This window comes from Leptolyngbya sp. PL-A3 (assembly GCF_039962325.1).
Taxonomy (GTDB): domain Bacteria; phylum Cyanobacteriota; class Cyanobacteriia; order Elainellales; family Elainellaceae; genus Vacuolonema.
In genome coordinates, this window is record NZ_JAMPLB010000009.1 from 158045 (window position 1) to 171404 (window position 13360).

The 13360-nt window shown below is 50.1% G+C and carries 7 protein-coding genes; 4 read left to right on the forward strand and 3 right to left on the reverse strand.

All coding sequences use genetic code 11. The features are described from left to right. Window positions 1–397 precede the first annotated feature (397 nt). Window positions 398–2434 carry a general stress protein gene (locus tag NDI52_RS09840; protein WP_190773221.1) on the reverse strand — a complete coding sequence of 679 codons (2037 nt, stop codon included), beginning with the start codon at window positions 2432–2434 and terminating at the stop codon, window positions 398–400. 348 nt (window positions 2435–2782) lie between these two features. Between NDI52_RS09840 and NDI52_RS09845 the strand changes: the two genes are divergently transcribed. The 4 genes from NDI52_RS09845 to NDI52_RS09860 all read left to right on the forward strand — a co-directional run bounded on the left by NDI52_RS09845 (window position 2783) and on the right by NDI52_RS09860 (window position 9310). After that, entirely contained in the window at window positions 2783–2974 is a 192-nt protein-coding gene (locus NDI52_RS09845; protein WP_190773222.1) for a hypothetical protein, read from the forward strand. A 12-nt stretch (window positions 2975–2986) separates the two neighbouring features. Beyond that, on the forward strand, window positions 2987–5224 hold the full coding sequence (locus NDI52_RS09850) for a HEAT repeat domain-containing protein (protein WP_190773223.1): 2238 nt from the start codon (window positions 2987–2989) through the stop codon (window positions 5222–5224). 129 nt (window positions 5225–5353) lie between these two features. After that, entirely contained in the window at window positions 5354–5983 is a 630-nt protein-coding gene (locus NDI52_RS09855) for a 2OG-Fe(II) oxygenase (RefSeq protein WP_190773239.1), read from the forward strand. Window positions 5984–6118: 135 nt separating this feature from the next. Next, window positions 6119–9310, forward strand: coding sequence for a PAS domain S-box protein (locus NDI52_RS09860; RefSeq protein ID WP_190773224.1), 3192 nt, complete (start codon window positions 6119–6121; stop codon window positions 9308–9310). 14 nt (window positions 9311–9324) lie between these two features. On the opposite strand, the gene NDI52_RS09865 is transcribed toward NDI52_RS09860, so the two are convergent. Then, window positions 9325–11580, reverse strand: a complete 2256-nt coding sequence (locus NDI52_RS09865; RefSeq protein ID WP_190773225.1) for a DUF1796 family putative cysteine peptidase — start codon at window positions 11578–11580, stop codon at window positions 9325–9327. A 316-nt stretch (window positions 11581–11896) separates the two neighbouring features. Continuing rightward, a complete protein-coding gene (locus NDI52_RS09870) occupies window positions 11897–13000 on the reverse strand; it encodes a spore photoproduct lyase family protein (protein WP_199308050.1) in 1104 nt (367 codons plus the stop codon). Between the last annotated feature and the right edge of the window lie 360 nt (window positions 13001–13360).

Genomic DNA, 13360 nt, shown 5'->3' on the forward strand with positions numbered 1-13360 from the left:
CAACTTCTCGACCGCTACTGGCAAAAACGTCTGTAAGCCATAGAGGCCGATTGATGACATTGCATAACGCTTTGTTCAATAACAGCTCTTTTATGGCTGACCCTGCTTGTATTTTGTTGTACCTCTTTTAAGCTATCGGCTCAAATAGTTGTAATCCTCTATCTTTCGGGCTGTTTGGGGTGTTGGAGAGGTACGCCTCAAAAGGTGTTTAATAGAACAGTCCTTGAGAATCTGAACTATCTATTAGCCTTTCTGAGCTGGTGAGGTATGGGAAATGGATGTGGATTTTGTTCCACACCCATCCCTCACGGGAGCGGAAAATGCTGTATTTTCCCGTTTGTAAAGTGCTTGCAGAAACAAACGTTCTAAAGTGAACAAGCCAGATTTGCAACAGCCCTTATTGAGCTTGATTTCGATGATCAATCATGATTACTTCTGGCATAGGAGTAATCACTTTTTTGACTGTTTGAGGGCGATCGCCCTGATCATTCCAGTATGATTCACTCCCATCAATGCCCCGGACAGACTGAGCTCGTTCCTCAATACCGAGACGTTTATTACTATAGGGCTCAGGATGCTGGGGAAGCAGTCCATCTGGGTTTGCTTCCGAAGGTGGCATCACATTAGTACGAGGATAATTTGCGCCAAACGTTTCCCATGTATGAACATGGTGCTGTTTCAGAATGGCTTCTGCGCGCAGGATACTTGCATCACTTCCATCAATAATGACGAGAGCATTTCCTTTGTGGAAGCGATCGCCATACACCCGTGCAAAGTTCTCAGGGACCCCTTCCTGCATCAAGGCTTTAACCAAACTTTCATCCCCGTTGCCGATAGTACTGGTACTGACCAGAGTTGCAGCGATCGCCATAGCCGTCGCGCCTCCTGCAATAACAGGCCCGATTCCAGGAATGGTTAGAGTTCCCATTCCCACCAGAAGGGTGTCCAAACTTGGGGTTGCTGAATTTGTTCGAGTGTTTCTACTGGCTCTACTGCCTTTTTGGGGTTGAGAGTCAACATCGACACTCTGGGATGAACGGTTTTTCTCCTTCACAAGCAGAGAAACCTGTTCCATGGGAAAGCCTATAGTCCGCAGTTCTGACAAAGCGCTTTCCATTCCTCGCCGTTGATAAAAGACCCCCACAGCTCGATAGTGTTGCGGTTGTGTAGAGACTGGAGGTAGAACAACCCCAGCAGGAGGCGGAGGCGGAGCCGGTTTCGCGATAGCTGTATAGATGACTTCGATGGTTGGAATTGTGCGTTTTGAATGTACAGTTTCACTTTGAACTTCAGTAGGAGTTGGTAGCACTGGAGGCACTGGTGGGGGCACTGGTGGCACCGGGGGCATATTTGTAACAGGCTCTACCTCGGCAACAGCAGGTTGGGGGCGCTCAACCCTAGCATCTCCTCCCAGTGTTGCCGTTGAGTTAATCCGCATGGGGTCAAAGACCTGCCACGAAGTCACTCCATAGGCCGCCAAAACGTCGGCAGCATACTGGATCTCCTGCTCCCCTCCGCTGACAATCACCAGGCACTCTCCCCGCTCCAATTGCTCGTCATATTGTTGAGCGCGATCGGTAGGGACTCCGTAGCGAGCTGTTTCGAAGCGATCGCGCAAGTCAACTCCTACAAACAAATTGGGGTACTCTACCCGGCGTGTAATCACCGACAGGTTCGTTAGAGGAAACCCAGCTTGTCCCAGGGCTGCGATCGCTCCTCCCGCTATCTGATCATTTGGAAACGTGGTAATTCCATGCTTGCTACGGCCAACAGCAATGGTGCCATACCGCTGTATGGGTCTGGGCAGAAACGGTTGGGTTTGCATAGAGTGATGCTGTACCGGTGCTGTTACGGCGGGTGTGGTCGAGGCAGCCGCAGAGGCAGGCATGTCATAAATTCGATAGGCAGCTATCCCACGGCGATGCAGAATGTACTCGGCTTGGGCAATTTCGCGATCGGTTCCCTCTACCATGATGAGGTATTCGCCTCGCACGATGCGATCGTGATAGTCTTTCGCCTCTTCTTCCGGAATCCCTAAACCAACCAGTGCTCCCAACAAACTGCCGGTTACTGCTCCAATGGCCGTGCCTGCCAGAGTTGTGGCGATCGTCGTTGCTGTTGCCCCTGCCAGCATTACAGGGCCAATTCCCGGAATAGCTAGGCTACCCAGACCTACTAACAAGCCTGCAAGCGTTCCCAATGCACCACCGGCGGCAGCACCCAGAGCTGCGCCGTCATCCGCCTTCGTCTCGTGGGCAATTTCGCTGAGCTTTCCTTTGCGATCGCGATCGCGCGTAATGATGGAAACCCGCTCCATAGGAAAGCCGGAGTCTCGCAGTTCATGCAGAGCTTGCGTTGCTATGCGGCGGTTTGGAAACGTTCCAATGGCCCGACGATGTCTGTTACTAGTTGTATGGGAACGGCTGGCTACCATCGCGAATTACCTCTGCAATCACACCTAATTTCAAAAACTTAAAGGCTTTTCTATTACCTGTTTACCCAATAAGCCTGTTATCCGGGTTTACTTACAAGCTCAAACAAAATAAATTGAGGTAGTTATTTCAATCTGCTACGACCCAAAAATTACAGTAATAAACTGCAAAACAGAGCAAATCAGAAATAGAAAATACCTCTGATTGATAAACTCTCACAGAGTCGACACTATGACTTTTCCTTGCCCACTCTCTATTCCATAGACCTGTCCTGAATGGGATGATGCCTATTACTAGAAAACTTCAGTCTTTATAAATTATCGATTCAATCTGTTTTCATCCTCTACCTTTTGAGCCGTTTGCTAATTAGTAAATCTGTACCTGATGGATACACAGAATTTCGTACTCGACGGTTGAAGTTTGCCCATGAAGGTGTATGGGGCGAAGTATTTCCTACATGGGTAAACTTAAGCTGCTTATTGCTGAGTAAAGAGGGCATGACGATCGCCCATCCCGATGCCATAGTAGAAAAAACGTTGTGAGAGTCAGCAACAATGGTGGATTGGTTGGCGCTTTTGGGGATGAAGCGAACAGCAGAAGTGGTATTCCAACCAATCCCAGGAGACCTGGCAAAGGCATCTCCTCGACAGTTGCATCATGAGATTTTTGGTAAGCACTGGCAGGATGAAGCCTGGCATGACGCCCTGGGAGTTACCGCCGGTCTGATTGATGCCAGGTTGGCGGGAAAAATGATTGAGTTTCTGCTAACCCAAAACGTTAATAGAAGCCAGTTTTTAAAGCAACATGACTATTTGGAAAAAGCGGGACTTAGCCATCTGCTTCTAGCTGCAAGATGTTTTGCTGAAGTAAAGGATAAGACAGCGATCGCTCAGACCTCCATACGGTTGCGCAAAACCTTACAACGCGAAGTTGAACTAGAGTATCCCTACCCGTTCGATGCTGAGTTGGCGGCGACACTCGTAACAACCATTGCGGCCCTATGGAAGGATGATCCCGAAACATTACCCTGGCTGAAAGAGTGTTTCCGGTTTGATTATTTGTCATATATTCCGACAGCAGCGGTGCAGGCGATCGCTCAAACCTGGAAAGATGACCCACAGACCTTACCCTGGCTCAAAACCTGTGCCCAATTCCATGAGAGTTGGGCTGTGCAGAGTGCGGCAGTTCGGGAGTTAGCGCAAGGCTGGAGAGATGACCCAGACGTTTTACCCATTCTCGAAAGCTGCGTTCAATTCCATCAGAAGTGGGAAGTGCGAAGTGTAGCTGTGCAGGAGCTAGCGCGAGGCTGGAGAAATGACTTTCGCATCCTACTCTGGCTTAAGACTTATGCCCAAGCCCATGGTGAACCCAGGCTGCGGGGTACGGTGCTACAAGAGTTGGCCCAAGGTTGGAGAACTGACCTGGAGGTTTTAGCCATTCTCAAACGTGCCTGTTCTGATAGTGAACCCGTTGTGCGGGTTGTAGCAGTGCAGGAATTAGCACGAGGTTGGAGACACAGCCCGGAAGTTTTAGCCATGCTCAAAAGCTACGCTCAATCCAATGAGCATATGTATGTACGACTCGTGTTGCAGGAGCTAGCGCGAGGCTGGCAAGATGACCCAGAGGTTTTAGCCATTCTCAAAAAACACATCCAAACGGGTGAGGATGGAGCCGTTCGGATTGTGGCAATACAGGAGTTAGCACGAGGCTGGAGAAATGACCCAGAGACCCTAACCCTGATCAAAAACAGTATCCATACCGATGAGCGTGGTCTTCAGCATACCGTGGTGCAGGAGATCGTGCGAGGTTGGAAAGATGACCCAGATACGCTCCTCTGGCTCAAAAAACTGGCTCAATCCCATGAAGATAGGATTGCGCAGATTGAAGCAATCAAGGGTATAGCGCAAGGCTGGAGGAATGATCCAGAGATTTTATCCTGGCTCAAAAAACTGGTCCAACTGGACCAACGTGATTGGCAAAATGATTTCCCTTCAACCACTGTGGTGCAAGAGATAGCACGAGGCTGGGGAGACCGTTTGGAGACTTTATCCTGGCTTAAAAAGCTGACCCAGACCCGTTTCTGGACTGTGCGGTCTACCGCGATTCGGGAACTTGCTCAAGGCTGGAAAGACGACCCAAAAACCTTGGCTATTCTTAAAAGGTGTGTTCAGTTTGATGAAGATTCATTTGTACGGAATACAGCAGTGAGAGAGCTAGCGCGAGGCTGGAATGATGACCCAGAGGCCCTAGCAATTATCAAAAAACACGTTCAAGCCGATCAGGATAAGGTCATGCGGCATGTGGTTGTGGAGGGATTAGTACGAAGTAAGAGAAAAGACTTAGAAACCTTAGCAATCTTCAAAAACCTTGCTCAATCCGATGAAGATGTGTTTGTGAAATGCGAGGCACTTCAAGGAATGGCGCGAGGCTGGAGAGCCGATCCAGAAACCCTGGCGATTCTCAAAAAACTAGCCCAGTTTGATGAGCATGGGACTGTACGATGTGCGGCAATTGATGAGTTGGTGCGGGGTTGGAACACCGCCTCTGAGATGTTTGAGTTGTTATGCGATCGCGCCCAAGATGATCCCTTTGAGCCTAGACATAAGTGGCAAGAAAATCCTCGGAAAGCCGCCCTGAAAGCACTCGTCCATTATTACGTCAATCATCCTCAGACATGGGAATTATTGCGCGATCGCGCCCAGAATGATCCCCATGAACAAGTTCGAGAATACGCCACAAAACAATTAGCCGAGTTAGAACTAATACCTTCGCCATTCTTCTCAAGCCTTTGATTTTGCATGGGCGACGTGCACGCAAAATCAAAGGCTTGAGAAGAATGGCGAGCATGTTTAATCAGGAACATGACTACTCCCCCATCGCCAAGGCTTGATAAGGTTGTAATTACCCCAGTCGATTACTTCATGAAATACTACCGCCAGCAAGCCAACGTCTTTCCCGAAGGCTACCTCACCACCCTTCGTGGCGAAGTCTCTGCTTGCTCCTACTTTGCCACCAATAACCTCAACCGCGATTTTGTCAGCACCAAAGGCTTCTCGGTTGTGTTTCTGCGATCGCATATCCCCGAAGTTGAGCGGCGCTTTCCTTACTTCAAACCCTACCTCGATCAAGCTTTGTTGCCCGACTGCAACGCCTTTTATCTCAATCCCTTGCAACTCACCCAGGGTTCTCGCGTTGACCCCCACATCGATCGCTCCCTGCGCTCCTATTGCAAAACCATCGATCCACCCCAGGTTGTGAGCGTGTTGTATGTCACGGTGCCGTCTAATCTGCAAGGCGGGGAGTTAGTGTTGCAGCGCGATCGCCAATCCATCGCCCAAATCAAACCTCGCCCCAACACCTTGCTTTACTTCCAGGGAGACCTGACTCATTCCGTGAATGCGGTTACTTCCTCCGGCAGCCGTTTGAGTCTTGTTTGTGAGCAATACCATCTCAGTGACACTGAATTGCATCAAATTCCGGCCTTTACCATCGAATCCCGAGCCAGCCAGGGCAAGCCGGCCTCTACAAAACATCCCTCTCGGGGTAGGTAACGATATCAGCCTTACTCGGCATAATCGAAAGGCATATTACTGGAGCAGCATCCCACCTGCGGAAATTATCCTATCTACCCTAAGGGAACTCTGTGCGGATGTTGCCGTAGTCTTGCCCCTCTATACCAACAGCCCATGGTTGAGCAGTGGAATAAAAATAATCCAGTTCAACCCGAGGTCGACGGGTGGGGAGTTGAGGTGGCTCCTGTCCTGTCGTCGTATCCATCTCCGCCAGAACTGGCGCAGCAATGGGAGGGGCAAATTCATGCCCAATCTGAGGTTTTAGAGGCTATTCTTGCCGCCTCTGTCGACCATATTTATGTATTTGACCGTGCCGGTCGCTACCAGTATGTGAGTCAGGGCGGTGCGGAGATTATGGGCTATGACCCAGAAGAGTTGTTGGGCAAAACTTGGGGGGAAGCTGGGCTGCCCGTGGACCAGATGCACCGGGTTGATGCTCAACGGGAAACCGTCATGGCAACGGGGCAGCCGATCAAGGCCGAAATTCAATACACAGGAATCCACGGAACCCACGACTACGAGTACATTCTCACTCCCTGGCGCACCTCTGATCAGAGAACAGTGGGCGTCATTGCCATTTCCCGCGATGTGACTGATCGCAAGCGTGCAGAACGAGAACGCGAAGCTACTAAGCAGCAGGTCACTAACCTGCTCGAAAGTATTACTTACGGCTTTATCGCCTTTGATTATGAATGGCGCTATACCTATGTCAATGCAGCCGCAGCCAAGATGGCAGGGCGATCGCCCCAAGAACTTCTGGGTCGCCGCTGGCAGGAGGTATTTCCCGATGTGCTGAGCCAGAATGCTGACATGGCCCAGCATTTTGAGCGGGCGATGAGAGAGCGGGTTACGGTTCATTTTGAAACGTTTTCCACGCCTCTGAAACGTTGGGTTGAGATGACGGCGTTTCCTTCGCCTGAGGGGATTTCGGTGTTCTTTCGAGATGTGGGCGATCGCAAACAAGCGGAAGATAGTCTACGTCAGCGGGAACACGAGTTTCGCACTCTGGTTGAAAATACGCCAGATATCATCATTCGCTACGATCGCCACCTCCGCCACCTCTACGTCAACCCTACTATCGAACAAGCTCTGGGCCTGCCACGGCAGGATTTTATTGGTAAAACGGGAGCCGAGCTTGGGTTTACAAGTGCCACGTCTCAGAATTGGGATACCGTGTTGCGCCAAGTATTTGAGACCGGAGAGGCCAGTACCCTGGAATTTGAGTTTCCCAATCTCGCCCAGCAAATGCGGGCGTATCAGGCCCAATTTGTTCCCGAAATCATTGAGGGAGATGCTATTCAAACGGTGCTGGCAGTTGTGCGCGATGTCACCGAATACAAAGGCGTTGAGCAAGAGCTACGCGATAGTGAGGAGCGTCTGCGGTTAGCCATGGATGCCGGCCACATGGGTGCCTGGGAATGGAATCTCGACACCAATGTGCAGCGCTGGGATGTGAACCAGTACAAAATCTTTGGGGTTGATAAGGATCAAATTGAATTAGACGCAGACACGTTTTTTAACTTTGTTCACCCTGATGACTGGCCCCATGTTCAGGAAACCAACGCCCGTGTTCTATCAGAAGCCAGCAGCTATCGAACGGAGTTTCGCATTATTCAGCCCAATGGTCGGGTGCGCTGGTTATCCAGCCAGGGTATGGTGGTGCAGGGTCGCGACGGCAAGCCGGTGCGGATGATTGGGGTCAACTTTGACGTTACTGATCGCAAACTGGCGGAAGAAGCATTACGCAGCAGCGAAAACCGCTACCGCACTCTGGCGAATGCTGTTTCGCAATTAATGTGGACGAATGATGCAGCCGGCCAGGTGCAATTCTTCAATCAAACCTGGCTCGATTACACAGGAATGTCCCTGGAGGAAAGCCTAAAACAGTGGGCGAAAAAGATTCACCCCGATGATTGGCCCATCATTCGTGCTGCCAGAGCCCAATCCCTTGAAAAGGGTGAAGCGTATGAAATGGAAATGCGGCTACAACGGTTTGATCAAACCTACCGCTGGCATCTGGCCCGTGTGGTGCCGCTGAAAGATGAGGATGGGCAGGTGATCTCCTGGTTTGGCACCGCGATGGATATCCATGAGCGCAAACAGGCAGAAGAGGAGCGCGATCGCCTCCTCCAGTTAGAACAAGCCGCCCGTACCCAGGCCGAAACTGCCAATCGCATCAAAGACGAATTTCTGGCAGTGCTCTCCCATGAGTTGCGATCGCCGCTCAATCCTATTCTGGGCTGGACAAAGCTTCTGCAAACCCGTCAACTTGATTCCACCGCAATTCAACGGGCGCTTGATACGATTGAGCGTAATGCCAAACTCCAGGCCCAATTAATTGAAGATTTATTGGATATCTCCCGCATTCTGCGAGGCAAATTGACGCTGAACGTGGGAGTGGTCAACCTGACCAACATCATCGAAGCTGCGCTCGAAACAGTGCGCTTGGCCGCTGAGGCGAAGCATATCACTATCCAAACCCGCTTTTTACCCGATGTTGGGCCTGTATCGGGAGATGGAGCACGGCTTCAACAAATTGTCTGGAACTTGCTCTCTAATGCTGTCAAGTTCACGCCCAATGGTGGTCGCGTTGAAGTTTGCCTAGAGCAAGTCGGTACAGAGGCATGTATCATTGTCCAGGATTCTGGAAAAGGGATTAAGCCTGAATTCTTGCCCCACGTTTTCGATCATTTTCGCCAGGAAGACGGAACCACTACCCGTCAGTTTGGTGGGTTAGGTCTGGGCCTGGCGATTGTTCGTCACCTAACTGAATTACACGGGGGTAGCGTTCGTGCCGAAAGCCCTGGGGAAGGACTGGGAGCCACGTTTATTGCTCAACTTCCTGTACTGAGTCCCTCAGCCCAACAGGCTATTGCACGAAGCGCCCTCAGAGCACGCTCCCGTTGTCTAACCCCTCGTGCCTGTTTAGAAAACCTCCGCATTTTAGCGGTTGATGATGAAGCAGACATGCGAGAGCTCATCCATACAGTGTTGGAACAATCGGGGGCTATGGTTCAGATAGCCGCTTCGGCCCAGGAAGGATTGTCTGCTTTAGCAGACTTCAAACCCGATATTCTCATCAGCGATATTGGCATGCCGGAGATGGATGGCTACAGTTTTCTGCGACAAGTTAGGAATTTGCCCGAAGACCAGGGGGGACAAATCCCGGCGATCGCCCTCACAGCCTACGCGGGTGAAGCCAATCATCAACGAGCCCTGGCTGTTGGCTTTCAACGCCATCTCTCTAAACCCGTTGAACCGGAAGTTTTGATAGAGGCGATCACCCAGGTTCTAGAAAACCGTTAGGATCCTTATAAATTCTATGCCACCGTTTTTGGAGGTGTTGGAGGACACCAGAACAAATTTTTACTAGACACTCCCAGGGATTCTAAAATCCCTTGCATAATGCCGGTGCAATACATCCAGTGCCCCATATCTTCATACATCCGATCGGGGTTAAACTCCAGGTTATAGTGTAGGACACTGGTCAGGCCTGCAAACTCTTCTGAAGATTGCGGCGAAATGAGCAGCAGGTGAAAAGGCTTACCGTTACAGTGTTTCTCTAACTTTGTGATCAGATCAATCACACCGTTGCGGTCAGCTCTGCCCGTTCGCATGAACAGAATCTTGTCACTATGCTGAAGAGTATACCAAAAGCGTTTGGACCGTGCCGAATAACGCGTGCGCATACGCTCATACACGGGCTTTATATCTTGCAGTGGATCATCCGTTTCTTCAACTTCATGAGCAAAAGACAACCCCGACCACTTGCCATGGTAGATACGCCCTGCATCAAAGTTGTAATGCAAAAAGTCAGGGTTCCACATATCCTCAAACTTATTTTCGATCATGTCTGCTACATCACTAATCTGCGTGGTGCGCGTCAGATCGAAGGGGAAGGCAGGTCCGTCATACTCCATCTTGTAGAGCACCATGCGAATGGCACAGCGATCGCCCAATGGTACCAATGCAATCCGACTAATATCCGTTAACGAACATTGATACTGCAAGCGCAAAACGGACTTCGCAGGTGCTTTCACCCGGCTCTCCAAACCCTCATTGCCAACCATTAGTGTGCGGAAAGGCGCATCGGGATTCAGCGGATCACTATACACACCTTGGGGTAATGCCTTTAGGGCACTCCGAACCTGTTTCCACATGGGATGGATGTTGAAAGTATGGTCCGATTCATTGATGATTCGAATGTGATGCTCATCCTCCTGCAAAATCCCCAACTGACCGTCATAAAACAGTAGGCGAGTTTTGTCGGGTAGCCAAAAATTGAAAGCAGGACAATATTCCTGATCTGATTCCGGAGGGATTTCCAGAGTGGTCGCGATCGCCCCATCCTCGCCCACAGAAATACACGTCGGTTCCCCTGTTGTGGCATCCTCTGTCCAGTAAATACCTGGGCGTAATCCTGCCTTGCTTTGCAACTCCCGCTGTAAATTGTGCCAATGGGGGGCAATGGTATAAGGGTAAGGGGATGGGTTGGTGATCCGCAGTTTTCGCTCCAGCACTCGTGCCGAAATTTGAAAACCTTTTTCGTCCCGATAAATGAGAACCGCTTCAGGCTGCTGTTGTTCCTGGAGCCAGGTGTCACGGTTTTGCTGAAAAAAAGGGAGGGCGATCGCCTCAAACATGAGCTGATGCCCATAGGTATTAGGATGGGCTGGATCATAGGAAGCTCCACTCTTCCAACGTCCCTGGCCATCCTCCACCGCCTCCAACCAGTCGAGCACTGGGATGCCCCAACTCACCATCCGCTGCTGCGTCTCCTTCAGCAACCGATAATGCTCTGGAGAATACGCACCATGGGGATAAACGCCACCTAGAATAGGACGTGCGCCGATTTCCCAGGTCATTTTGATCAATTGCTGCAAGCCGATCTCAAAGTGCTGCTGCACTGCCTGTCGCTTTCCGGGAGGGCAAAAAGCAAACCCTTCATTTCCGAGGGAAAGGGCAATGACTACAATGTCGGGTCGCTCGGGTGTAACCACAGAGGGGAAACGGGCGATCGTACGACTGACATCGGCTCCCAACTCGGACAGGTTCACGAGTTGGTGACCATACTCCTGGTGAAGTGCCTGCTCCAATTTGGAGGCCCACCCGTCCATCATCCAGGCTTTATGCCCCAACGCAACCGAGCTACCCAAAACAACTACCTTTAAACCATCCGGCGCTTTATCAGGTAGCGGCCTCGTGTAATTTTCCAGATAACCAAAGGGGTAGGGCTGTACAAAGCCAAAGGCTCCATCATCCACAATTAGCGTTTGGCCCTCAGCCTGGGTGATAGATTCTAGCCCAAGCCACCGATTCCAACCCCAGGCCTCATAGTTCACCCGGCCATCAGGACCGAAGCGTACATATTTGTACTCAATGGCTTGACGCTCAGCAGTTTCCAGGGCAGGCTGAGGCCCAATTTCTATATCAGCATGCCAGATGGGGTATTGACCAGCACGAGTTTGTAGGCGGACACAGCGGTTAATATCCCATTCGCCCAATTCGGGAATAGAACCCACCAGACCGATCGATTCACCTACCTTGGTTTGCGCACTGATCTGGAAGTGAAACATAGTATTTTTTCCAGATAATCGAGACTAAGTGTGAGACAGGCAGATAAACCGCAAAACTGAATTGAACCTACCATGGAACAGGCCAAAGGTATGTCACAGAATTGACACCACAGAATCCCCCTATAGGCAGGTTAGCCCCAAAAAGCTTCTCCTTCCTTTCTAAAACAAGACCCTGGAAGCCCTACTTTTTGTGCGCAAAGTGCACAAAAAGTAGGGCTTCCAGGGTCTTGAATAGGGTGTGGAGGAGGGGTGTGTGGTTCCTTCTCTACACCCTATTCATAGGCTTGAAGAACCACCTGAAGGGGCAAGACTCGAATCAAAACGCATAGCGAATGGTGCAATAAGGCAGTGTCTGCTGTAGTAACCCACAAAATTGCTCAACCCATGTGCCCTTAAGCCCTCTTCTATAACGCACATTACGCCCTCCAGTTTCCGATATCTTGGCTTCCTGCAGTTCAGGTCGCCACAACATCGCTTCTGCTTGAGGATGCCAGTTCATATTGACGTCGTGCAACTGCTCGTTGTGAGTTAGAAAGATAATCTCACATTTTAACTGGGCCTTCGCTGCCGGGCTCAACACATCATCCAGTTCCTTAAATAGAGCTTCGTACTCCTCCAACCAATTCTCGTAGAAGATAACAGGGGAGAAATTGAGATGAACTTCGTACCCCGCCTCCACAAAGTCATTGATGGCAGCAATACGATCGCCCACGGCTGATGTTCGCACATCTACCACTTGAGCGATCGCCGCAGGCATCAAGCTAAATCGTATCCGCGTCTTCCCCTGTGGATCATAATCCAATAAATTACGATTTACCCGCTTTGTGGCAAAGCTTGCTTTTGCATTTGGAATGTCACGAAATAGATGAATTAAATCCTTCACGTTATCGCAGATCGCTGTGTCTACGGAGCAATCGCTATTTTCTCCAATGTCATACACCCAACAATCCGGATCAGCCTGATTCGGCTCCGTCTTCAATCCTTGCTTTGCAGCATGGCGTTGAATGTATCGTGTAATCTTTTCAATATTTACGAACGTTGTAATTGGATTTGCATAACCTTTGCGTCGAGCAACATAGCAGTAAGCACAAGCCATTGCACAGCCATTTGCATGAGAAGGTGCCACAAAGTCTGAGGAGCGGGTATTAGGACGTGCAGTCAAAGACTTCTTAACACCTAAAACAAGCACGGTATGTTTGATGCGGTTCCAATCATCTACAGAACCTTCATTACCATGCAGTTCTGGAATATTCCAGTGGGATGGCACTTCAATGCGTTGAGCATCAGGGTACTTTGCAAAAATCTCCTGCCCACGCTTGAACTCAAGCACATCGGGCTCATGGTAAATCAGCTTTATGTTTAGGAGGCGAACAAGATCGCGATCGCTCCCAATCCCCCTATTTTTCAGAGAACTAGCCAATGTCCAAAAACTCCAAAACGTCTATCAGGTCTGCTGATGCCACCCTAACGTCTTCCCCGCAGCAAAAGAACGAATCGTAAGGTGTAAAACTCTACTCCCCATGGGAGATTCTTGATGAACCCGTTAACCCGGCCATTGAAGAGTGGACAATGCTCTGCGGGCCTAGTAATGACAATATCGATAGGGTTGTTTTTTGTACGCGAAGCACATGAAAAAACAACCCTTAGAACAGGTTCTAGAACCCAGAGAAAATCGAGTGCAAAGCGTTCTTTCCTCTAGGTTCTGACACGTTTTGGGTGTACCTCGTACACCCAAAACGCTCGTTTACGATCTACTGAATCTAGAGATTTGGTGTTACAA

Bases quoted from the DNA above. Each gene is read 5' to 3' on its own strand.
- NDI52_RS09840 (WP_190773221.1), bottom strand. From the start codon at position 2,434: ATGGTAGCCAGCCGTTCCCATACAACTAGTAACAGACATCGTCGGGCC.
- NDI52_RS09850 (WP_190773223.1), top strand. From the start codon at position 2,987: ATGGTGGATTGGTTGGCGCTTTTGGGGATGAAGCGAACAGCAGAAGTG.
- NDI52_RS09855 (WP_190773239.1), top strand. From the start codon at position 5,354: ATGAAATACTACCGCCAGCAAGCCAACGTCTTTCCCGAAGGCTACCTC.
- NDI52_RS09860 (WP_190773224.1), top strand. From the start codon at position 6,119: ATGGTTGAGCAGTGGAATAAAAATAATCCAGTTCAACCCGAGGTCGAC.
- NDI52_RS09865 (WP_190773225.1), bottom strand. From the start codon at position 11,580: ATGTTTCACTTCCAGATCAGTGCGCAAACCAAGGTAGGTGAATCGATC.